We start from the raw sequence: 19,293 nt of genomic DNA, 5'->3' as shown, positions 1-19,293 counted from the left end.
GTAGGAGCGGGCCGGGGCCGCTGGTAGCCCGGCGATCGGGTGGCGTGGGAGGGTTTCCGAAGTGGACGGTCAACGGGCCGCGGTGGCGGAGAACGCAGCGTGGTGCGCGCTGGTCGGCGGCGGCGGGCGCTGGGGCCCGCGCGCTTGGTCCGTGGCGGTGCTGTCCCGCGGCGAGAACCTGGTCGTGGCCCACCGCGGCGACGACGTGGCGGGGCTGTCCAACTTCTCGGGCCCGGACGAAGGCTGGCCGGGCGCGGTGGCAGCGGTCGCTTCGGCGTTCCCGGGGCTGCCGGTGGTCGGCTACGAACACGGCGAAGCGCTGCAGGTCGCCCTCGGCCACGGCGCACGGCCGCTGGGTCCGCTGCGCGTGTGGGTTTCTTCGGCACTCCCGGAGATCCCCCGAGGTGGCGCGGCCTGCCAAGATGGCCCGCATGACGCGTGAACTGCACCTGACCGGCGAGGAAGCGGCCGACCGGCTGCTCGGCGAGGACCCGGTGGCGCTGCTCGTCGGCATGCTGCTCGACCAGCAGATCCCGATGGAGGTCGCCTTCATCGGGCCGCGGAAGATCGCCGACCGGATGGACGGCTTCGACGTCCGCAAGATCGCCGAGGCGGACCTGGAGGAGTTCGTCCAGCTGTGCGTGACACCCCCGGCGATCCACCGCTACGGCGGCTCGATGGCCCGTCGGGTGCACGCGCTCTGCCAGCACGTCGTGGAGCACTACGACGGCGACGCGGAGGCCATCTGGACCGCGGGCCGCCCCAAGCCGGACGGCGCGGAGGTGCTGAAGCGCCTGAAGGCCTTGCCGGGCTACGGCGAGCAGAAGGCGAAGATCTTCCTGGCCCTGCTGGGCAAGCAGCGCGGCGTCCACCCGAAGGGCTGGCGCGAGGCAGCCGGCGCGTACGGCGACCGCGGATCGCGTCGCTCGATCGCGGACGTCGTGAGCCCGAAGACACTGCAGGAGGTCCGCGCCTTCAAGAAGGCCGAGAAGGCCGCAGCGAAGGCTCAGTAGCGGCGACGCCGTCACCGGGTTTTCGCGTAGCGCGACGGCGTCGTGCCCAGGTAGCGCTTGAAGTGCCGCGTCAGGTGGGCCTGGTCGGTGAACCCGGCCGCGGCGGCGACTTCGGCGGCCGGGGCGCCGCCGAGCAGCAGCCGGCGTGCTCGGTCGACGCGGCGGCCCGTCAGGTAGCGGTGCGGCGGCAGGCCGAACCGGGCCCCGAAGCAACGGACCAGGTACGCGGGGTGCGCGCCGAGCGTCTCGGCGGCTTCGGCGAGGGTCAGCGCTTCGGGGAGCTTCGCGTCGAGGAGGTCCCGGAGGTCGTCGGCGAGGCCGCGTTTCGGGGGGTGCGACGCCGGCCGCCCGAGGTGGGTGCGCAGCCGGTCGGCGACCAGCACGAGCCGGCTCTCCGCCTCCAGCGCGTCACCGGGCTCGGCGAGGGACTCGTGGAGCTGGTGGATCCGGGTGCGCAGCAGGCCGTCGGCGACGCTCGGCCGGTCGACCGCCGCGCCGATGAGGTCGTGGCCCAGCACCGACGCGTCCAGGTAGAGCACGCGCTTGCGGAAGCCGTGGCTGGTCGCGGCCCGTCCGTCGTGCGCGACGTTCGGCGGCAGCAGCGTCACGGCCGGGCCGAGCGCGCCGTGGTGGTGGCGGTCGAGGTCGTAGCGGATGACGCCGTCGTCGACGATCAGCAGCGTCCACGTGTCGTGCGTGTGGAGTGGGTAGGCGTGCGTGGTGAAGCGGGCGTGGAAGACCTCGGCGATCCCCGGGACCGCCGGCTGCCAAGCCGAGACGCGCGCCTCCATGTCAAGAACGTACAAGACGCGCGGGTGGCCGCCGGGTGAGTCTTTCCGGCATGAGTTCCTTCGACACGAAGATCGCCGTTCTGCTGCGCGACGACCTGGCGTCCTGGCAGCGGCTGAACGTCACCGCGTTCCTGGTGAGCGGAATCGCCCACGTGACCCCGGAGCTGATGGGCGAGCCCTACGAAGATGCCGACGGCACGCAGTACCTGCCGATGTTCGGCCAGCCGATCATGGTCTTCTCGGGCACGGCGGCCGTCCTGACCGCGGCGCACGGCCGCGCGCTGGGCCGCGGGCTGCGGTTTTCGATCTTCACCGACGACCTGTTCCACACGGGCAACGACGCCGACAACCGGGCGGCGGTGCGCGCGGTGCCGGCCGAGAAGCTGGCGCTCGCCGGGATGGCGGTGCACGGGCCGAAGAACGCGGTGGACAAGATCCTCAAGGGTGCTGCATTGCACCGTTGAGCCCTTTCCCGGTTCCCGGAGTGCTGGCAGCATGATCGTGATGCCGCAGCCGGCGGCCTCGGGATGGGGGGTTCCGTGAATTCACTTCGTCGTGCCTGCGTGGTCCTGTCGGCGGCGGCCGGGCTGGGCTTGGCGTTCGTCCCGGTCGCTTCGGCGGATTCGGTGCAGACGGTGGACTACACCTCGGAAGACGGCGCCTGGCCGCTGAAGGGCAGCGCCCACTACGCGGCGCCGGGCGACGAGATCGCCGTCTGGGAGAACCACGGCGTGCTGAAGATCGACGTCCAGTCGGGGCTGAAGGATCTGCGCGTCGAGCTGAGCGCCCCGGCCGGGGAGACCCTGCACACGGGCACGTACTCGGGCGCGCGGTTCCGCGGCCAGAGCGACCCGGCGCTGACCACCCCGGGGATCTTCGTGGTCACTGGGAACTTCGGCTGCGGCGACGACTACGCGGACTTCACGATCGACCGCCTCGACGCGACCGGCGTGGACGTCACGTTCGTCCAGCACTGCGGCAGCCCGGACGGCCCGGCCACCCACGGTGAGGTCCACTTCACGGCCTGAGCCGCTCCACCGGCGGCAACGTCCCGGAGGTCACCCAGGCGACCCAGCCGGTGGGCCGGAAGACGCAGTTCCCGGACCACACGCGGCTCGCGCGTCCGCCGAGCAACCGGACCGCACGCCACAGGTCGTCGTCGGCGTCCTTGCGTTCGAAGGTGACGCGGTTCGCCGCGGTCGCGCAGAAGACACCGGTGGGCGAAGACGTCAGCCGGTCCCGGCGCTGGAGGAACCAGCCGTCGGGATCGGCGGGCGTGCCTGCCCAGCTTGACGGCTCCTCGATGCAGTGCCCGGCGACGGCCGGATCCGCGCTGAGCTCGAAAACCTCGACCACGGAGACCTCGCCCGGCACGCGCCGGTAGTCCGCGTACGACTCCAGCCGCAGCGAGACCGCTCCAGGTTCACGGGGCCGTCGCGTGCACCAGGAAGACGCTCCGCACCCGGTCCCCGCCGTCGACCGTGAACGTCCTCGCCGAGACGTCCACGAACCCGGCCGCTGCCGCCAACGCCGCCGCCCCGGCCTCGTCGAGCGGGAAGGACAGGTCCCCGGGCACGAACTCCGCGAACGGCCCGGACGGCTTGAAGCGCGCCCCCGACACGACCGAGAACGCCAGCCGCCCACCCGGCTTGAGCACCCGCAGCCAGTCCGCGAACGCGACGGCCCCCAGGAAGTGCAGCGAGGACGCGCACAACACGACGTCGGCGGACCCGTCCGGCGACGGCATCGGCACCGCCGGCCCGACCTGCCACGTGATCAGCCCCGACGGATCCAGCGAATCGGCCTTCGCCTCGGCCTTCGCGAGCATCGCCGGCGAAAGGTCGACGGCCAGCACGCGCCCCGGCTTCAGCCGCAAAGCCGCGTACGCCGCGAAGCCCGTTCCGGTAGCGACGTCGAGGACGAGCTCCGGCTCGGCAGGCAGCGGCGCGACCAGCGCATCCGCCACCTGGGCGTGGAAGGTGTCTTCGTCGTAGTGCTCGGCCGTACTGTCGAAGAGGGCAGCCCTCGATGCGTGGTCCACGAACCCAACCTAGTCCGGCCGGCCAGCGGTTTTCAGCGGCCGGCGGCCGGCGAAGCCCAGGTCGGCGCGGTGGTACCAGCCCAGCTCGCGGTCACCCTCGAGCCAGCACAGCAGCACGTCCGTGCCGTCCAGCTCGGCCGGGAAATCGACCAGCAGCGGCGCGAACCCCTTGAGCTCGGCGCCGGTGCGCTGCACCGTCGTCATCAGGTCGTCGAGGCGGGCCTGCGCGGCCTTCCACTCGGGCAGGCCGCCCAGCTCGGTGGCCCGGCCGCCCGGCCGCAGCGATGCCGCGAGCTCCGCGGCGTCGGCGCGGACGCGGACCAGTTCGTCGAGCACCGGCCGCAGGCGCGCCAGTTCGTCGCGGGCCTCCGCGACGGTGAACAGTCCCATCCGCCGATGATGCCACCGGCGTGCGTCAGGCTTCGCGCCGCCGCCGGACCAGCGCGTTGGCCAGCCCGCTGCCGACCAGCAGGAAGCCCACGGCGAGCAGGCCGCCGATGAAGAGGAAGTCCATGACGCCGTAGGCGATGTCGCTCTTCGGCATCAGGTTCACCAGCCGGAACCCCCATTCCGGCATGGCCATCGCGGCGACGCCGGGCAGCACGCCGTAGATCAGCCCGCCGAGGATCGGGCCGACCGCCGACAGCGCGCCGAGCGCGGCGACGACCAGCAGCAGGATCGCCCCGCCGGCCAGCAGCGCGATGCCCAGCGCGTCGCGGTTGGTGCTCAGCGTGGCCTGGATCAGCTGCTGCTGGCGCAGCCCGCCCCAGCTCACCAGGCCCAGGGCGACCGGCGTGAGCACGAGCCCCCCGAGTGCGCTCACCACGTGCGCGCCGCCCCGGCGCGGCCGCTCCTCGAGCACGTCGGTCGTGTCGCCGGAGTCCTCGTAGTCGTTCTCGTAGTCGTCTTCGTAGTCGGCGTACCGATGGGTCGACATGGCCGTCACCTCCCGCATCATGGATTCACGGGTGGCATCGTGCCCTGGTTCACCGCCGAACGCGACGGTCGCTCGCCGAGCGGTCGGATCGGCTGACCGGCGGCTTCCCGCCCGGTGATCCGTGCCACAACGGGCGGGTGGAGACTTGATGCCGACCACTACTGGAACTATCCAGCTCGGTCAAGCAGTACGCTTGTACCGCTACCGGCGAGACGTTTTGAAGCAACGCGAAGATCCGCGGAAGGAGCACCGCTGCTCATGGCCAAGATCAAGGTCCAGGGCACCGTCGTCGAACTCGACGGCGATGAGATGACCCGCATCATTTGGCAGTTCATCAAGGACAAGCTGATCCACCCGTACCTGGACGTGAACCTGGACTACTACGACCTGGGCATCGAGGAGCGGGACCGCACCGACGACCAGGTCACCATCGACTCCGCGAACGCCATCAAGAAGCACGGCGTCGGCGTCAAGTGCGCCACGATCACCCCGGACGAGGCGCGGGTCGAGGAGTTCGGCCTCAAGAAGATGTGGCTGTCCCCGAACGGGACGATCCGCAACATCCTCGGCGGCGTGATCTTCCGCGAGCCGATCGTCATCCAGAACATCCCGCGGCTGGTGCCGACGTGGACGAAGCCGATCATCATCGGCCGCCACGCCCACGGCGACCAGTACAAGGCGACCAACTTCAAGGTCCCCGGCCCGGGCAAGCTGACCATCAGCTACACCCCGGACGACGGCTCCGAGCCGATGGAGTTCCAGGTCGCGCAGTTCCCCGAGGGCGGCGGCGTCGCCATGGGGATGTACAACTTCAAGAAGTCGATCGAGGACTTCGCGCGCGCGTCCCTGCAGTACGGCCTCGACCGCGGCCTGCCGGTCTACCTCTCCACCAAGAACACCATCCTCAAGGCCTACGACGGCCAGTTCAAGGACGTGTTCGAGGAGATCTTCCAGAACGAGTTCAAGGCCGACTTCGACGCCAAGGGCATCTCCTACGAGCACCGCCTGATCGACGACATGGTCGCCGCGGCGATGAAGTGGGAGGGCGGCTACGTCTGGGCGTGCAAGAACTACGACGGTGACGTCCAGTCCGACACGGTCGCCCAGGGCTTCGGCTCGCTCGGCCTGATGACATCGGTGCTGCGCACGCCGGACGGCCGGACCGTCGAGGCCGAGGCCGCGCACGGCACGGTGACCCGGCACTACCGCCAGCACCAGCAGGGCAAGCCGACCTCGACGAACCCGATCGCGTCGATCTACGCCTGGACCCGCGGCCTCGAGCACCGCGGCAAGCTGGACGGCAACCAGGAGCTGATCGGCTTCGCGAACACGCTGGAGCAGGTCGTCGTCGAGACCGTCGAGAGCGGTCAGATGACGAAGGACCTCGCGCTGCTCATCAGCAAGGACCAGCCGTGGCAGACGACCGAGGAGTTCCTCGCGACGCTGGACGACAACCTGGCGAAGAAGATCGCCCAGGGCTGAGTTTTTCGACTGGAAGCCCCCTTCCCGCTTCGCCGGGAAGGGGGCTTTCGCTTGATCACGCGTTGTCACCTTGCGCGTGAGCCGCTGGCGCCTCCGGGTGGTTGCTGCGTCCGGCGCTGTCGGTCCGGGTAAAGGATTGCCTACCCTTGGCGGTGGACGGGGCTCGCGGGTTGGAGGCAGGCATGTCGAAGAAGACTTTGCTGATCTTGGGCGCCATCGTCCTGGTTGTCATCGTTTACGCCATGAACACGGGCAAGCAGGCTTCGGGCGCTTCGGCCACCGGCTGCAAGGTGACCGTGACCGCGGACGTCCTGAACGCCCGCGAGGCGGCGGACGGCAACGCCAAGATCGTCGGCAAGTACCTGCGCGACGCCCAGTTCGACGCGCTGCCGGGCGTGCAGAACGGCTTCCGGAAGGTGGCCGACGACAAGTGGGTGGCGGCGGCGTTCACCGAGCCCGTCGCCGGTTCTGCCTGCTGATTTTCAGGTCCTTCGGACGCCGAGCTTCCTCGCGCGTTTTTTGTCGGTGGTCGGTGCTAGAACTGATCACGTCGAAAAACGCTGGTGGGCGGCGGTGAGGCGCCAGGAGGGAGAGCACGTCCGGGGGCGGGCGACAACTGAATCGCGGCACGAGCCGGAAGGGTCCGCGGGGTCTCCAGGGGGAGTCTCGCGGGCTGGTCGGAATGGTCGGGCTGGGGCGGCGTGGGTTGGCGGGGATCGGTCCTGGGGACCGCGCTCGGACGGGGGTCGGAGCGCGAAGGGGAGATCTTCGGCGGGCTGGCGTCTCCCAGTCGCGGTCGAGCGGGCGTCAGAGCGCGACCGTGAGGTCCTCTTCCGCGACCAGCACCTCGCCGCCGAACTCGGCGCGGGCCTCCTCGGCCGCCGCGGTGCGGTCGGTGCCGGGCCAGAAGTGGGTGAGCAGGAGCCTGCGGGCGCCGGCTTGTGCGGCCCAGTGGCCCGCCTCCGCCGCGGTCATCAGGTAGCGGGGCTCTCCCTCCGGCGGTGGGGTGCGGAGGGTGGCGTCGCAGATGAACAGGTCCGCGTCGCGACCGAGGTCGGCCAGCAGGGGTGACGGTCCCGTGTCGCCGGTGTAAGCCACCGTCAGCCCGGGCGCGGTGAGGCGCACGCCGAAGTTCGGCTGGTGGTGCGGCAGCGCGTGCGGCGTCATGCGGAACGGCCCGATGTCGGCCGGCTCCGCGAGGTCACGCACCTCGAACAGCGTTGCCGGGTGCGGACGCGGCTCCATCGCCTCGAGCCGGCGGGTGGTGCCGGGCGTGCAGTGCAGGGGCAGGCGCGCCGAGGGGTCGCCGGCCTGGACCGTGTAGTGCCACGCCCGGCCCAGCGCGCTCACGTCGGCGCAGTGGTCGGGGTGCTCGTGGGTCACGACCACGGCGTCGGGCAGCCCGTCGCGGCAGTGCGTGAACAACCGCGAGGCCGCGCCGTACCCGAGGTCGAGGACCACGCGAAAGCCGCTGTGCGCGAGCAGGAATCCGGCGCAGGCACGGCCGGGCTCCGGCCACGCGCCGCAACTGCCCAGCACGGTCAGCCGGCTCGCCGCTTCGCTCATGAGCGACAAGTCTGGCAGAGCCGCCGACCAGCCCCGACGGCCCGGCGACGCCACCCCGGCCGGTAGCGTGCACGGCGTGCTGACCGTCTCCACCGTGAACGTCAACGGCCTCCGCGCCGCCGCCAAGAAGGGCTTCGTCGAGTGGCTCGCCGCCACGAAGGCCGACGTCGTCGCCTGCCAGGAGGTGCGCGCCGAAGCGAGTCAGCTGCCCGCCGAGGTCGTCGAGCCCGCAGGGTGGTTCTCGGTGCACGCGCCGTCGGCCGTCAAGGGGCGCAACGGCGTCGCCGTGTACAGCCGCGTCGAGCCTGAAGAGGTGCGCGTCGGCTTCGGGGAGCCCGAGTTCGAGGACAGCGGGCGCTACCTCGAGGTGCACTTCCCGACCGTCGTCGTCGCGAGCCTCTACCTGCCCAGCGGGGACGTCGGCACCGCACGCCAGGACGAAAAGGAACGCTTCATGGCCGCGTTCCTGCCCTACCTCGCCGAGCTGCGGGCCAAGGCCGCCGCGGCGGGGCGGGAGGCCGTCGTCGTCGGGGACTGGAACATCGCCTACGACACCGCCGACCTCAAGAACTGGCGCGGCAACCGCAAGAGCTCCGGCTTCCTGCCCGAGGAACGCGCCTGGCTCGGCCGGGTCTACACCGAGGCGGGCTACACCGACGTCCAGCGCCGGCTCGACCCCGACGGCCCCGGCCCGTACACCTGGTGGTCCTACCGCGGCCAAGCCTTCGACAACGACTCCGGCTGGCGCATCGACTGCCAGCTCGCGACGCCCGGCCTCGCCGGCAAGGTCGTCGAAGTCGTCGTCGAACGGGCCCCCGCTTACGACCAGCGCTGGTCCGACCACGCTCCGGTCACCGCGACCTACGACATCGAATTCCCCGGCTAGGACCGCGAAAAAGGCCTCTCCGGCCGGAAGCCGGAAAGGCCCTGCTCGCCGCGCCCGGCTCAGCAGGAGAGGTTGCCGTCGGGACCCGAGGATCCCGGCGAACCGCGTGTTCAGGACTGATCCGCGCTGGGACAAATGGCTCAGCGTGAGCAAATCTCGCGGAGAACGGGTGACCTCCGGTCGGACACGCTCCGGTCACCCTCTACGTCAAGTAGTAGTCGGCCCTCACTCGTTCGGGTGGTTGGCGTGAACCGTGGGGGTGCCCGGGCCGTATTACCGGATGAGCGCTACCCTCGCTTCCGAGTCGATCAGTACCGGCCGGTCTTGACACGCTCGGTAGTTTTCTGACCAGTAGCACGCAGCGTCTCACTCGGATGGGTGAGCGTTTCGCTCGTCACTCGCGGGAGGCACTCCGGTGCGCAACCCAGGTCGAACCCTGTTGCGGTCCACGCTGCGCGGCTTCCGCGCGGCCGCGGTGGTCGCGCTCGTCCCGGCCGGCCTGCTGCCGGCGGGTGGCGGCAGCGCGTTCGCCGCCGTCACGACGACCGCGCGGGCCGACTCCAACGCGGAGACCTTCGGCTTGCTCGGTCCCGTCGGACTGGTCGCGGTCGCGCTCGGCATCATCGGCATGACGCTGGGTGTGCTCCGCCAGCGCCGCAAGACCCGCCTCGCCGAGGCCGCTCCCGCCGTCCCGGAAGTCCCCGACCCGGTCACGGCGATGGCCGAAGCCGTGCTCGGCGAGCCCGACGTGTCGCCGGCTCGCCCGTTCCTCACCCAGCGTCCGAACGCCTGAGGGCCCTCGGCGCCCGCCGGTCGTCCCGGCCTGGAAGAATCCTGACGTGTCCGAAGAGCAGACCGTCGCAGCAGAGCGCCGCCCGCGGGTCCTGTCCGGGATCCAGCCCACCGCCGACTCGTTCCACCTCGGCAACTACCTCGGCGCGCTGCGCCAGTGGGTGCGGATGCAGGACACCCACGAGACGTTCTACTGCGTGGTCGACCTGCACGCGATCACCGTCGAGCAGGACCCCAAGGTGCTGCGGCAGCGCACCCGCGTCTCGGCCGCCCAGCTGCTGGCCATCGGCATCGACCCGCAGCGCAGCGCCCTGTTCGTGCAGAGCCACGTGCCGGAGCACGCCCAGCTGAGCTGGGTGCTGGAGTGCCAGACCGGCTTCGGCGAGGCCGGCCGGATGACGCAGTTCAAGGACAAGTCCGCGAAGCAGGGTGCCGACCGCTCCAGCGTCGGCCTGTTCACCTACCCGATCCTGCAGGCCGCGGACATCCTGCTGTACCAGGCCGACGCGGTCCCGGTCGGCGAGGACCAGCGCCAGCACCTGGAGCTGACGCGCAACCTCGCGCAGCGCTTCAACAACCGGCTGGGCAAGACGTTCGTCGTGCCCGAGCCGTACATCATCAAGGACACGGCGAAGATCTACGACCTGCAGGACCCGACGGCCAAGATGAGCAAGTCGGCCTCCAGTGCCAACGGTCTCGTCGAACTCCTCGAAGACCCCAAGCGGTCCGCGAAGAAGATCCGCTCGGCGGTCACCGACACCGGGCGCGAGGTGGTGTTCGACGCCGAGAACAAGGCGGGCGTGTCGAACCTGCTGACCATCTTCTCGGCGCTGACCGGGCGGTCGATCGCCGACCTCGAAACTGCGTACGAGGGCAAGGGCTACGGCGACCTGAAGAAGGACCTCGGCGAGGTGTTCGTCGAGTGGGTGACGCCGGTCCAAGACCGCGTCAAGTCCTATTTGGACGACGTGGCGGAGCTGGACAAGGTCCTCGCCGCGGGCGCCGAGCGCGCCCGCGAGGTGGCGTCGAAGACGCTGGCCAAGACGTACCAGCGGATCGGGTTCCTACCGCCGGTGCGGTGAGGCCGGCGCGGCCCGGTCTCCCCCACGCCTACTGCTCGCGTTGCGGGGTTCACCGGGCGTGGTTAGCGTTTCACGGTGGCGAACGAAGAAACGAAGGAAAAGCTGCTGCCGCGGCTGCGGCGGAAGTACCCGTGGCTGGATCACCTCATCCGGGCCAACGACGCCTTCACCGAGCGGTACGGCAACCACTACGCCGCCGCGATCACCTACTTCAGCGTGCTGTCGGTCTTCCCGCTGTTCATGGTCGCGTTCGCCGTCGTCGGGCTGGTCGTCAACCACGACCAGACGATCATCCACAAGATCACCGACGGCATCAACGACGCCGTGCCCGAGGGGCTGCGCGGCCTGGTGAAGAGCATCGTCGACGGCGCGCTCGACTCGGGCAGCGGGATCGGGATCTTCGGGCTGCTGATCGCGCTCTACTCCGGGATCGGCTGGATGTCGAACCTCCGCGACGCCCTCACCGCGCAGTGGGGCCAGGAGAAGCAGCAACAGCCCCTCGTGAAGACGACCCTCAAGGACCTGGTCGCGCTGATCGGCCTGGGCGTGGCGCTCATCGTCTCGTTCGCGCTGACCGCCGTCGGGGGCGGGGTCGGGCAGTTCCTGCTCGAACTCGTCGGTCTCGAACGCGCCACCTGGGCGATCGTCCTGCTGCGCGGGGCCACGATCGTGCTCGGCCTGCTCGCCAACACCCTGGTCTTCCTGTGGGTCATCGCGCGCCTGCCGCGCGAGCGGGTCGAGCTGCGCAGCGCCGTCAAGGGTGCGGCGTTCGCCGCCGTCGGGTTCGTCATCCTGCAGCAGGTCGCCACCCTCTACCTGGCGAGTGTCACGAAGTCGCCGTCGGCCGCGCTGTTCGGGCCGGTGATCGGCCTGCTCGTGTTCGCCAACCTCGTCTCCCGCTTCCTGCTGCTCGTCACCGCGTGGACCGCGACGGCGAAGGAGAACCAGCACGAGGTCGTCGCGCCCCCGCCGCCGGTGCGGCTCGAGCAGCAGGTCACCGTGCAGCGCGGGCCCGGGTTCGGCGCCGTCGCGGGGGCGTTCGGCGCCGGGGCGCTGCTCGCGTGGCTGGGCCGCCGCAAGCCTTGACACCCGGCCGGGCGGTAAAGAAACTGAACCGGTAAGAAATGCGAACCGGAGGGGTTTCGTGCTGCTGGACGCCGCCCGCGAGTGTGCCGACCTCGCCAGGACCGTCGCGACCGTGACCGAACGCGAGCGCGCTCTGCCGCCCGAACTGGTCGCGAAGCTGACTGACGCCCAGCTCTTCCGCACCGGCGTCCCCGGCTACCTCGGCGGTCCCGAAGCACCGCCCGCCGTCAGCCTCGAAACCGCCGAGACGATCGCGCGCGGCGACGCGTCGGCCGGCTGGTGCGTCTCGATCGCCGTGACGAGCAGCCTGCTCTCGGCCTACGCCCCGCGCGAGTGCGCCGAGGAGGTCTTCGGGGACCCGAAAACGGTCGCCGCCGGGGTGTGGGCGCCGCGCGGGACCGGCGAGAAGGTCGACGGCGGGTACGTCGTCTCCGGCCGCTGGGCGTTCTGCAGCGGCATCCCGCACGCGGACTGGCTCTTCGCCGGGTTCGTTCACGAGAAAGCGCTCTACGTCGCCGCGTTGCCGAAAGCCGAGATCGAGGTGCTCGACACCTGGCACACCAACGGCCTGCGCGGCACCGGCAGCCACGACTGCGTCGCCGACGCACTGTTCGTCCCGGACCACCGCGTCTTCTCGGTGATGGCCGGGCCACCCGCGGACGCTGTGGCGCTGCACCGGTTTCCGCTGTTCGGGTTCTTCGCCCTTTCGGTCGCGGCGGCCGCGCTGGGCAACGCGCGCGGCGCGATCGACGACCTGGTCGAACTCGCCTCGACGCGCAAACCCCTCGGCTCCAGCCGGTCGCTGGCCGAGCGGTCGCCGACGCAGGCCGCCGTGGCGGAGGCCGAGGCGGCCCTGCGTGCCGCGCGGCTGCTGTTCTACGGCAGCATCGACGACGCCTGGCAGGCCGCGCAGGGCGCCGAACCGGTGCCGGACGCGCTCAAACTGGGCCTCCGGCTGGCCGCGACGCACGTGACGCGCACGGCCGCGAAGGTCGCCGAAAGCATGTACGACCTCGGCGGCGGCGCGGCGATCTACGAGACTTCGCCGTTGCAGCGCCGGTTCCGCGACGCGCACACCGCGACCGCCCACTTCCAGGTGAACCGGGCCAGCTACGAGCTGTCCGGCAAACTGCTGCTGGGCGTCCCGGCCCGGACGGAACAGCTGTGACCGACCTCGGGCACCGGTTCACGGCGGACTCGGTCGGCCGCGCGCTCGACCTGGTCGGCGAGCGGTGGAGCCTGCTCATCCTGCGCGAGACGTTCTTCGGCGTGCGCCGCTACGGCGAGTTCGCGCGCAATCTGTCCATCCCGCGCCCCACGTTGTCCGCCCGGCTGAAGACCCTCGTCGACGCGGGGGTGCTCGAACGCGTCGACCCGGTGCCGGAGTACGTGCTGACCGCTGCGGGGCGTGACCTCTTCGGCGCCGTCGTCACGCTCATGCAGTGGGGCGACCGGTACCTCGCGGGGCCGGAAGGGCCGCCGATCCTGTTGCGGCACCACGACTGCGGCGAGATCGCCGAGACGTTCGTGGCCTGCGGGCACTGCGGTGGCGCGATCGCCACCGACCGGGTGACCCCGGAACCCGGGCCCGGTTTCCGCTAGCGCTCGGCCCGCCTGCGCTGGTGGCCGACCACGAACCCGCCGACGATGATCAGGAACACCACCAGCGTGATGATCCAGCCGGTGACGCCGAACGGGTCTTCCTTCGGCGCGGCGGCCGCCGCGGACGTGCTGCCGTGGCCGGTGCCGCCGTCGGCGAGCACGGACGGGTCGCCGTTCGCCGACGTGGTGGCCGGTGCCTGGTAGGTGATCCGGCCGACCGGCTCGGCGTGGTCGTTCTCCAGCTCGAAGCCGTAGTCCAGCAGCTTCGCCGCCTGGTCGACCACCTTCGTCGGCTTCTGCTCGGCGCGCAGCATGACGACCGCGAGCCGCTTCCCCTTGCGCTGCGCCGCGCCCACGTAGGTGTGGCGGGCGTCGTCGGTGAAGCCGGTCTTGCCGCCGAGGAAGCCGGGGTAGACGCCGAGCAGCTTGTTGTCGTTGTAGATCGGGATGGCCGGCTTGCCGCCGGCCGGCGGGATCTCGAAGTTCTTCGTCGAGACGACCTTCGCGAACTCAGGCTGCTTCATCGCGTAGTGGAAGATCAGGCTGAGGTCGTAGGCCGAGGTCGACATGCCCGGCCCGTCCAGGCCCGACGGCGTCGCGGCGCGCGTGTCGAGCGCGCCGATGCGGGCGGCCAGCGCGTTCATCTTCGCCACCGCGGAATCGGCGCCGCCGAGCGCCGTGGCGAACGCGTGCGCGACGTCGTTGCCCGAGTGCATCAGCAGGCCGTGCAGCAGCTGGTCGACGGTGTACTGGCCACCGGCGGCGAGGCCGACGCAGGTGCACTCCTGCTCCGCGTCCTCCTTCGTCGCGACGACCACCTGCTGCGGGTTCAGCTCGGTGACGACGACCAGCGCGAGCAGCGTCTTGATCAGCGACGCGGGCCGCTGCCGGGCGTGCGGGTCCTTCGCCGCGACGACCGCGCCGGTGTCGAGGTCCTGCACCAGCCACGACGCCGCGGTGTTGCCGTCCGGCGGGTTGAGCGCGCCGTCCGGGGTGACCAGGCCGCACTCGGCCATCCGCGAGCCGCCGGCCGGGACCGCGGGCACGGCCAGTGGCGCCGGGGCCTGCTTGCCCGGTGCGGGCTTCTCCGAGGTGTCGACCGGCGGCGGGGGAGCCTGGCGGTTCGCGCACTGGCCCTGCTGCGGCGCGGCCGACGCCGGCGCCGGCGCCGGGGAGCCGAGGGCCAGGAGGGCGGCGGCGAGCGTCGTCGTGAAGACCTTGAGCGACCGGGAGACCACAGAGTGCACCCACGCAATCTAGCGCCGCGACCGGCGTCGCATACTCAGGGGCATGCGCATTTCGCGAGGCACCTCGCTGTTCCTGCTGGCCTTCGGTGGGTGGTCGTGGATCATCTGGATCACCTTCGCCAAGAACCTGTGGGACAGCGACCGGGCCTGGACCCCCGACGGCTCGCCCACGGCCTACTTCGTGGTGCACGCCGTGCTGACCGTCGTGTCGTTCGTGCTCGGCACGATCATCGGCGTGCTGGGCTGGCGCGGGGTGCGCGCGGCTTCGCGCGTCGACGCCTGAATCCCCTCCTTGGTCGGTGGCGCGGGCCTGCGGGCCGGTTTAGGTTGACCACCGAACCTGGAGGTGGAATGTCCCGTTTACGCCGAATGGCGGCCCCGCTCGTGCTGGCCGTCGGGGGCGGCCTGTTCGCCGCGGCACCGGCCGCGGAGGCCGCACCGGCCGTCTGCGACACGACGAGCACGCCGTACACCTACGTCGTGACGTACCAGCCGGGCACCCGCGCGTCGGCCGTCGACAAGGAACTGGCGGCCAAGTGCGGCACGAAGGTGGCCTACTACGCCGAGATCGGCGTCGCGATCGCCAGCTCGCGCAACGCGGACTTCCAGCAGAAGATCGGCGTCTACCGGGCCTACTCGGGCGGCAAGGACGTGGCTTCGGCCGCCTCGGCCCGGACTTCGCTGGGCGCGGTGCGGACGCTGGAGGACACGCGCTCGACGGCCGCGGCGGGTGACCTGTCCGCGCAGCAGTGGGACATGAAGGCCATCCACGCGCCGGAAGCCAACAAGATCTTCCAGGGCAGCCGCGCGGTGACGGTCGGCGTGCTCGACTCGGGCATCGACGCGACGCACCCGGCTCTCAGGGCCGCGGTCTCCGCTTCCGCTTCGGCCGGCTGCGTCACGGGGGCGCCGGACCTTTCCCCGGCGTCCTGGGCCCCCACGACGTCGGACCACGGAACGCACGTGGCGGGCACGATCGCGGGCAAGGACCAGGCCGCGGGCTTCACGGGCATCGCGCCGGGCGTGCGGCTGGCCTCGGTGAAGGTCGTCAACGACGCCGGCTACATCTTCCCGGAATCCGCGGTGTGCGGGTTCGTCTGGGCGGCCAAGCACGGCTTCCAGGTGACGAACAACAGCTACTACGTCGACCCGGGCATGTTCTTCTGCTCCCGCGAGCCGGGCGACGCGGCGGCTTACGAGGCCGTCCGCCGCGCGATCGAGTACTCGACCCACCACGGCGTCCTGAACGTGTCGGCGGCGGGCAACTCGGGCTTCGACACGACGGCGCAGACGTCCGACCCGAACCGCCCGCACCCGGTGGACTCGTCGTGCGGCATCCTCCCGAAGGCGATCGACGGGGTCGTGACGGTGTCGTCGGTGGGCTACGCGGGCACGAAGTCGTCGTTCAGCAACTACGGCGAAATCGACGTGACGGCCCCGGGCGGCGACTTCATCCAGACCCCGCCGGAGGGCGCGGGCCCGTCGTGCCCGCTGTCGACCACGGTGTTCGGCGGCCCGTACGGCTCGAAGTGCGGGACGTCGATGGCTTCCCCGCACGCGGCGGGCGTCGCGGCGTTGCTGGCTTCGCGGTTCCGGGGGATCCCGCCGCAGCTCCTGGCGAAGATCCTGACGGGCGAAGCGGACCCGGTGAAGTGCGCGTCGACCGAGACGGAGTGCACGGGGCCGGTGAAGAACAACTCGTACTACGGCCACGGCCTGGTCAACGCCCTGGACGCGGTCCGCTAGCGACAACGGAGAAAGGCCTCCCCGCTCAGCCGAGCGGGGAGGCCTTTTTTCGTCGGAGCACTCAGACGCGCTTGAACAGCAGGGCGCGCTTCACTTCCTGGATCGCCTTGGTCACCTGGATCCCGCGCGGGCAGGCGTCCGTGCAGTTGAACGTCGTCCGGCAGCGCCAGACACCCTCGCCGTCGTTCAGGATGTCCAGGCGCTCCTCCGCTGCCTCGTCACGCGAGTCGAAGATGAACCGGTGGGCGTTGACGATCGCCGCCGGGCCGAAGTACGAACCGTCGTTCCAGTACACCGGGCAGGACGACGTGCAGCACGCGCACAGGATGCACTTCGTCGTGTCGTCGAAGCGGTCGCGGTCGGCCTGGGACTGGATCCGCTCGCGCGTCGGCTCGTTGCCGTAGTTGATCAGGTACGGCTTGATCGCGCGGTACGCCTCGAAGAACGGGTCCATGTCGACGTACAGGTCCTTCAACGTCGTCAGGCCCTTGATCGGGGCGATCGTGATCGTGGTCTTCTTGCCGTTCTTCTCCAGCAGGTCCTTCATCAGGACCTTGCAGGCCAGCCGGTTGATGCCGTTGATCTGCATGGCGTCGGACCCGCACACGCCGTGCGCGCACGAGCGGCGGAACGAGAACGTCCCGTCGATGTAGTCCTTGACGTAGAACAGCAGGTTCAGCAGCCGGTCGGTGCGCTGCGCCGGGACGTCGTAGGACTCCCAGTGCGGCTCGGTGTCGACCTCCGGGTTGAAGCGGAGGATCTTCAGCGTGACCGTGATCGGGGTGTGCTCGTCGGACGCGGCGGGAGCGTCTTCGGTGGTGGCCGCAGTCATCAGTACTTCCGCTCCATCGGTTCGTAGCGGGTGAAGGTCACGGGCTTGTAGTCCAGCCGGATGTCGGAGTTCAGCCCGGCGCCCTGCTTGTAAGCCATGGTGTGCCGCATGAAGTTCGTGTCGTCGCGGTGCGGGTAGTCCTCGCGGGCGTGACCGCCGCGGGACTCCTTGCGCGCCAGCGCGCCCACCACGAGCACCTCGGCGAGTTCCAGCAGGAAGCCGAGTTCGACGGCCTCGAGCAGGTCGGTGTTGTACCGCTTGCCCTTGTCCGCCACGGTGATCCGCTGGTACCGCTCCTTGAGCGCCTGGACGTCGGTCAGCGCCTGCTTCAGCGTGTCCTCGGTCCGGTACACCGAAGCGTGCGAGTCCATCGTCTGCTGCATTTCCTTGCGGATGTCGGCGACGCGCTCGTCGCCGTGCTCCGACAGCAGGCCCGCGAGCTGCTCCTCGACCAGCTTGGTCGGCTCCTCGGGCAGCTCGACGTGCTCGTGCGCCAGCGCGTACTCCGCGGCGGCGATGCCGGCGCGGCGGCCGAACACGTTGATGTCGAGCAGCGAGTTGGTGCCGAGCCGGTTGGAGCCGTGCACGGACACGCACGCGACCTCACCCGCGGCGTACAGGCCGGGGATGACGTTCTCGTTGTCCCGCAACGCTTCGCCGTGCACGTTGGTCGGGATCCCGCCCATCACGTAGTGGCAGGTCGGGAACACCGGCACCGGCTCCTTCACCGGGTCGACGCCCAGGTAGGTGCGCGAGAACTCGGTGATGTCCGGCAGCTTCGTCTCGAGGACCTCGACCGGCAGGTGCGTGACGTCGAGGACGACGTAGTCCTTGTTCGGGCCGCACCCGCGGCCCTGCAGCACCTCCTGCACCATGGAGCGCGCCACGATGTCGCGCGGCGCCAGGTCCTTGATGGTGGGGGCGTAGCGCTCCATGAACCGCTCGCCGTCGGCGTTGCGCAGGATCCCGCCCTCGCCGCGGACGGCTTCGGAGATCAGGATGCCCAGGCCCGCGAGGCCGGTCGGGTGGAACTGGAAGAACTCCATGTCCTCCAGCGGCAGGCCCTTGCGGAAGATGATGCCGAGGCCGTCACCGGTGAGGGTGTGCGCGTTCGACGTCGTCTTGAAGATCTTGCCCGCGCCGCCGGTGGCGAACACGATCGACTTCGCCTGGAAGACGTGCAGCTCGCCGGTGGCCAGCTCGTAGGCGACGACGCCGGAGGCGACCGGGTGGCCGTTCTCGTCTTCGGACAGGATCAGGTCCAGCACGTAGAACTCGTTGAAGAACTCGGTGCCGTGCTTGACGCAGTTTTGGTACAGCGTCTGCAGGATCATGTGACCGGTGCGGTCCGCGGCGTAGCAGGCGCGGCGGACCGCGGCCTTGCCGTGGTCACGCGTGTGCCCGCCGAACCGGCGCTGGTCGATCTTGCCCTCGGGCGTGCGGTTGAACGGCAGGCCCATCTTCTCCAGGTCGAGCACCGCGTCGATGGCCTCCTTGGCCATGATCTCCGCGGCGTCCTGGTCGACGAGGTAGTCGCCGCCCTTGACCGTGTCGAAGGTGTGCCACTCCCAGTTGTCCTCTTCGACGTTCGCCAGCGCGGCGCACATGCCGCCCTGGGCCGCGCCGGTGTGGGACCGGGTCGGGTAGAGCTTGGTGAGGACCGCGGTGCGGGCACGCTGGCCGGACTCGATCGCCGCGCGCATGCCGGCGCCGCCGGCACCGACGATCACCACGTCGTACTTGTGGAACTGCATGAAAAAGTCTCCGAGACTTTTAGTTCGCGGGCATGTTCGGGTCGAAAGTGAAGATCACCATCGTGCCGACGGCCAGGATGAGCACCATGGACGTGTACAGCAGGATCTTCAGCCAGAACCGCGTGCTGTCCTTGCGGGCGTAGTCGTCGATGATGACGCGCAGGCCGTTGCCGCCGTGGATCTCGGCGAGCCACAGCATCAGCAGGTCCCAGAACTGCCAGAACGGCGAGGCCCAGCGGCCGGCGACGAAGCCCCAGTTGATCCGGTGCACGCCGCCGTCGAGGATGTTCATGATCAGCAGGTGGCCGAGCACCAGGATGATCAGCGCCATCCCGGAGATCCGCATGAACAGCCAGCTGTAGAGCTCGAAGTTGCTGCGGCGCGCGGCGGGGCGCTTCGGCGAGCGCGGCTTGTCGAGGGTGAGCGACTCGGCCAT

Annotated in this window: 24 protein-coding genes; 14 read left to right on the top strand and 10 right to left on the bottom strand. The window is 70.4% G+C overall.

The window, feature by feature from the left end:
• The first annotated feature begins 61 nt into the window (after positions 1 to 61).
• Together AB0M80_RS01855 and AB0M80_RS01850 are read left to right on the top strand one after the other, a co-directional pair.
• Positions 62 to 442 carry a hypothetical protein gene (locus AB0M80_RS01855; RefSeq protein WP_364557477.1) on the top strand — a complete coding sequence of 127 codons (381 nt, stop codon included), beginning with the start codon at positions 62 to 64 and terminating at the stop codon, positions 440 to 442.
• The gene (locus AB0M80_RS01850) at positions 432 to 1,013 is read left to right on the top strand and encodes an HhH-GPD-type base excision DNA repair protein (RefSeq protein ID WP_364557475.1); all 582 of its coding nucleotides are present in this window, start codon (positions 432 to 434) and stop codon (positions 1,011 to 1,013) included. The genes AB0M80_RS01855 and AB0M80_RS01850 overlap by 11 nt, the downstream gene beginning before the upstream one ends.
• Before the next feature lie 11 nt (positions 1,014 to 1,024).
• Here the strand turns inward: AB0M80_RS01850 and AB0M80_RS01845 are convergent, their stop codons facing one another.
• The gene (locus tag AB0M80_RS01845) at positions 1,025 to 1,804 is read right to left on the bottom strand and encodes an AraC family transcriptional regulator (protein WP_364557472.1); all 780 of its coding nucleotides are present in this window, start codon (positions 1,802 to 1,804) and stop codon (positions 1,025 to 1,027) included.
• A 50-nt stretch (positions 1,805 to 1,854) separates the two neighbouring features.
• Between AB0M80_RS01845 and AB0M80_RS01840 the strand changes: the two genes are divergently transcribed.
• Together AB0M80_RS01840 and AB0M80_RS01835 are read left to right on the top strand one after the other, a co-directional pair.
• Positions 1,855 to 2,268: a DUF2000 domain-containing protein gene (locus tag AB0M80_RS01840; RefSeq protein ID WP_364557470.1), complete on the top strand. Its 414-nt coding sequence runs from the start codon at positions 1,855 to 1,857 to the stop codon at positions 2,266 to 2,268.
• Positions 2,269 to 2,343: 75 nt separating this feature from the next.
• Positions 2,344 to 2,832, top strand: a complete 489-nt coding sequence (locus AB0M80_RS01835; protein ID WP_364557467.1) for a hypothetical protein — start codon at positions 2,344 to 2,346, stop codon at positions 2,830 to 2,832.
• On the opposite strand, the gene AB0M80_RS01830 is transcribed toward AB0M80_RS01835, so the two are convergent.
• The 4 genes from AB0M80_RS01830 to AB0M80_RS01815 all read right to left on the bottom strand — a co-directional run bounded on the left by AB0M80_RS01830 (position 2,822) and on the right by AB0M80_RS01815 (position 4,782).
• Entirely contained in the window at positions 2,822 to 3,160 is a 339-nt protein-coding gene (locus AB0M80_RS01830) for a hypothetical protein (RefSeq protein WP_364557464.1), read from the bottom strand. The genes AB0M80_RS01835 and AB0M80_RS01830 overlap by 11 nt on opposite strands.
• 67 nt (positions 3,161 to 3,227) lie before the next feature.
• Positions 3,228 to 3,845: a class I SAM-dependent methyltransferase gene (locus AB0M80_RS01825; RefSeq protein ID WP_364557461.1), complete on the bottom strand. Its 618-nt coding sequence runs from the start codon at positions 3,843 to 3,845 to the stop codon at positions 3,228 to 3,230.
• A gap of 9 nt (positions 3,846 to 3,854) precedes the next feature.
• The gene (locus AB0M80_RS01820; protein ID WP_364557458.1) at positions 3,855 to 4,235 is read right to left on the bottom strand and encodes a DUF2203 domain-containing protein; all 381 of its coding nucleotides are present in this window, start codon (positions 4,233 to 4,235) and stop codon (positions 3,855 to 3,857) included.
• 25 nt (positions 4,236 to 4,260) lie between these two features.
• The gene (locus tag AB0M80_RS01815; RefSeq protein ID WP_364557455.1) at positions 4,261 to 4,782 is read right to left on the bottom strand and encodes a hypothetical protein; all 522 of its coding nucleotides are present in this window, start codon (positions 4,780 to 4,782) and stop codon (positions 4,261 to 4,263) included.
• A gap of 258 nt (positions 4,783 to 5,040) precedes the next feature.
• On the opposite strand from AB0M80_RS01815, the gene AB0M80_RS01810 reads away from it, so the two are divergent.
• A complete protein-coding gene (locus tag AB0M80_RS01810) occupies positions 5,041 to 6,264 on the top strand; it encodes an NADP-dependent isocitrate dehydrogenase (protein WP_364557452.1) in 1,224 nt (407 codons plus the stop codon).
• A 182-nt stretch (positions 6,265 to 6,446) separates the two neighbouring features.
• The gene (locus AB0M80_RS01805; protein WP_364557449.1) at positions 6,447 to 6,743 is read left to right on the top strand and encodes an SH3 domain-containing protein; all 297 of its coding nucleotides are present in this window, start codon (positions 6,447 to 6,449) and stop codon (positions 6,741 to 6,743) included.
• 328 nt (positions 6,744 to 7,071) lie between these two features.
• On the opposite strand, the gene AB0M80_RS01800 is transcribed toward AB0M80_RS01805, so the two are convergent.
• Positions 7,072 to 7,830, bottom strand: a complete 759-nt coding sequence (locus tag AB0M80_RS01800) for an MBL fold metallo-hydrolase (protein ID WP_364557446.1) — start codon at positions 7,828 to 7,830, stop codon at positions 7,072 to 7,074.
• A gap of 67 nt (positions 7,831 to 7,897) precedes the next feature.
• On the opposite strand from AB0M80_RS01800, the gene AB0M80_RS01795 reads away from it, so the two are divergent.
• The 6 genes from AB0M80_RS01795 (at position 7,898) to AB0M80_RS01770 (ending at position 13,278) form a co-directional block, all read left to right on the top strand.
• Entirely contained in the window at positions 7,898 to 8,716 is an 819-nt protein-coding gene (locus tag AB0M80_RS01795) for an exodeoxyribonuclease III (protein WP_364558542.1), read from the top strand.
• A 415-nt stretch (positions 8,717 to 9,131) separates the two neighbouring features.
• The gene (locus AB0M80_RS01790; RefSeq protein ID WP_364557443.1) at positions 9,132 to 9,509 is read left to right on the top strand and encodes a hypothetical protein; all 378 of its coding nucleotides are present in this window, start codon (positions 9,132 to 9,134) and stop codon (positions 9,507 to 9,509) included.
• Between the two features lie 46 nt (positions 9,510 to 9,555).
• Positions 9,556 to 10,590, top strand: a complete 1,035-nt coding sequence (trpS, locus tag AB0M80_RS01785; RefSeq protein WP_364557440.1) for a tryptophan--tRNA ligase — start codon at positions 9,556 to 9,558, stop codon at positions 10,588 to 10,590.
• A gap of 75 nt (positions 10,591 to 10,665) precedes the next feature.
• Positions 10,666 to 11,676, top strand: a complete 1,011-nt coding sequence (gene yhjD / locus AB0M80_RS01780; RefSeq protein ID WP_364557437.1) for an inner membrane protein YhjD — start codon at positions 10,666 to 10,668, stop codon at positions 11,674 to 11,676.
• A gap of 58 nt (positions 11,677 to 11,734) precedes the next feature.
• Entirely contained in the window at positions 11,735 to 12,844 is a 1,110-nt protein-coding gene (locus tag AB0M80_RS01775; protein WP_364557434.1) for an acyl-CoA dehydrogenase family protein, read from the top strand.
• On the top strand, positions 12,841 to 13,278 hold the full coding sequence (locus tag AB0M80_RS01770) for a helix-turn-helix domain-containing protein (RefSeq protein ID WP_364557431.1): 438 nt from the start codon (positions 12,841 to 12,843) through the stop codon (positions 13,276 to 13,278). The genes AB0M80_RS01775 and AB0M80_RS01770 overlap by 4 nt, the downstream gene beginning before the upstream one ends.
• Here the strand turns inward: AB0M80_RS01770 and AB0M80_RS01765 are convergent.
• Positions 13,275 to 14,525, bottom strand: a complete 1,251-nt coding sequence (locus tag AB0M80_RS01765) for a D-alanyl-D-alanine carboxypeptidase family protein (RefSeq protein WP_364557428.1) — start codon at positions 14,523 to 14,525, stop codon at positions 13,275 to 13,277. The genes AB0M80_RS01770 and AB0M80_RS01765 overlap by 4 nt on opposite strands.
• Positions 14,526 to 14,568: 43 nt before the next feature.
• On the opposite strand from AB0M80_RS01765, the gene AB0M80_RS01760 reads away from it, so the two are divergent.
• Both AB0M80_RS01760 and AB0M80_RS01755 read left to right on the top strand, forming a co-directional pair.
• Complete coding sequence (locus AB0M80_RS01760) at positions 14,569 to 14,808, top strand: hypothetical protein (RefSeq protein ID WP_364557425.1); 240 nt, start codon at positions 14,569 to 14,571, stop codon at positions 14,806 to 14,808.
• A 68-nt stretch (positions 14,809 to 14,876) separates the two neighbouring features.
• A complete protein-coding gene (locus AB0M80_RS01755; RefSeq protein ID WP_364557423.1) occupies positions 14,877 to 16,271 on the top strand; it encodes a S8 family serine peptidase in 1,395 nt (464 codons plus the stop codon).
• Between the two features lie 61 nt (positions 16,272 to 16,332).
• Here AB0M80_RS01755 and AB0M80_RS01750 read toward each other — a convergent pair whose 3' ends face one another.
• From AB0M80_RS01750 to AB0M80_RS01740, 3 genes are read right to left on the bottom strand one after another with little or no spacing between them, the layout of a single operon-like run.
• Positions 16,333 to 17,103, bottom strand: coding sequence for a succinate dehydrogenase iron-sulfur subunit (locus AB0M80_RS01750; protein WP_364557420.1), 771 nt, complete (start codon positions 17,101 to 17,103; stop codon positions 16,333 to 16,335).
• The gene (gene sdhA / locus AB0M80_RS01745; protein ID WP_364557417.1) at positions 17,103 to 18,857 is read right to left on the bottom strand and encodes a succinate dehydrogenase flavoprotein subunit; all 1,755 of its coding nucleotides are present in this window, start codon (positions 18,855 to 18,857) and stop codon (positions 17,103 to 17,105) included. The genes AB0M80_RS01750 and sdhA overlap by 1 nt, the downstream gene beginning before the upstream one ends.
• Positions 18,858 to 18,876: 19 nt before the next feature.
• The gene (locus AB0M80_RS01740; RefSeq protein WP_364557414.1) at positions 18,877 to 19,293 is read right to left on the bottom strand and encodes a succinate dehydrogenase hydrophobic membrane anchor subunit; all 417 of its coding nucleotides are present in this window, start codon (positions 19,291 to 19,293) and stop codon (positions 18,877 to 18,879) included.

The organism is Amycolatopsis sp. NPDC051045, assembly GCF_040682955.1.
In the GTDB taxonomy this organism is placed as follows: Bacteria; Actinomycetota; Actinomycetes; order Mycobacteriales; family Pseudonocardiaceae; genus Amycolatopsis.
Note: the sequence above shows the minus strand (reverse complement) of the source record. Positions and strands in the feature narration are given on the sequence as shown.

Bases quoted from the DNA above. Each gene is read 5' to 3' on its own strand.
- AB0M80_RS01850 (WP_364557475.1), top strand. From the start codon at position 432: ATGACGCGTGAACTGCACCTGACCGGCGAGGAAGCGGCCGACCGGCTG.
- AB0M80_RS01760 (WP_364557425.1), top strand. From the start codon at position 14,569: ATGCGCATTTCGCGAGGCACCTCGCTGTTCCTGCTGGCCTTCGGTGGG.
- AB0M80_RS01800 (WP_364557446.1), bottom strand. From the start codon at position 7,830: ATGAGCGAAGCGGCGAGCCGGCTGACCGTGCTGGGCAGTTGCGGCGCG.
- AB0M80_RS01740 (WP_364557414.1), bottom strand. From the start codon at position 19,293: ATGGCCGAGTCGCTCACCCTCGACAAGCCGCGCTCGCCGAAGCGCCCC.
- AB0M80_RS01755 (WP_364557423.1), top strand. From the start codon at position 14,877: ATGTCCCGTTTACGCCGAATGGCGGCCCCGCTCGTGCTGGCCGTCGGG.
- AB0M80_RS01810 (WP_364557452.1), top strand. From the start codon at position 5,041: ATGGCCAAGATCAAGGTCCAGGGCACCGTCGTCGAACTCGACGGCGAT.
- AB0M80_RS01845 (WP_364557472.1), bottom strand. From the start codon at position 1,804: ATGGAGGCGCGCGTCTCGGCTTGGCAGCCGGCGGTCCCGGGGATCGCC.
- AB0M80_RS01815 (WP_364557455.1), bottom strand. From the start codon at position 4,782: ATGTCGACCCATCGGTACGCCGACTACGAAGACGACTACGAGAACGAC.
- AB0M80_RS01840 (WP_364557470.1), top strand. From the start codon at position 1,855: ATGAGTTCCTTCGACACGAAGATCGCCGTTCTGCTGCGCGACGACCTG.
- AB0M80_RS01805 (WP_364557449.1), top strand. From the start codon at position 6,447: ATGTCGAAGAAGACTTTGCTGATCTTGGGCGCCATCGTCCTGGTTGTC.
- AB0M80_RS01750 (WP_364557420.1), bottom strand. From the start codon at position 17,103: ATGACTGCGGCCACCACCGAAGACGCTCCCGCCGCGTCCGACGAGCAC.
- AB0M80_RS01820 (WP_364557458.1), bottom strand. From the start codon at position 4,235: ATGGGACTGTTCACCGTCGCGGAGGCCCGCGACGAACTGGCGCGCCTG.
- sdhA (WP_364557417.1), bottom strand. From the start codon at position 18,857: ATGCAGTTCCACAAGTACGACGTGGTGATCGTCGGTGCCGGCGGCGCC.